This is a genomic window from Streptomyces sp. DH12 (assembly GCF_020873895.1).
Lineage (GTDB): Bacteria > Actinomycetota > Actinomycetes > Streptomycetales > Streptomycetaceae > Streptomyces.
In genome coordinates this window covers 1-442 of sequence record NZ_JAHWGT010001161.1, presented here as the reverse complement: position 1 = coordinate 442, position 442 = coordinate 1, and the positions used below count along the sequence as shown (strand labels likewise).

General features: G+C 65.4%; 1 protein-coding gene. It reads left to right on the top strand.

The window, feature by feature from the left end; all coding sequences use genetic code 11:
- Nucleotides 1-442, top strand: a 442-nt coding sequence (locus LPA54_RS39045; RefSeq protein WP_228985134.1) for a hypothetical protein, incomplete at both ends; no start/stop codon positions are given.

The window sequence follows — 442 nt, the reverse complement described above, 5'->3', positions numbered from 1 at the left end:
GACGCGCCGTCCCTTTGGTACTCCTACGACGGCCTCGGCCGGAAGACGGAGCTCCGCGAGAACTCAACCACCGGACCCCTCCGCGCCGAGTGGGTCTACGACACCATCAGCGGAGCCAAGGGCCACCTCGCCGAGTCCACCCGGTACGACGACGGCAACGCCTATACCAGCAAGGTCGTCGCCTATGACCGCCTCTACCGTCCGCAGCGCACCTCCATCACGATCCCCGCTGCTGAGGGCGCTCTGCAAGGCACCTATCTGAGCACCGCGACCTATAACGTCGCCGGCCTGGTCCAAGGCACTGGCTACCCCCAGGCTGGCGCCCTGCCGGCTACTTCCGTCACGTACACCTACGAGGACCAGACTCTGCGCCTCATCGGCACGAGTAGCAGAGAGAGCATCGGATCCACCGTCAGTTACAGCCTCACAGGCAAGCCCCACA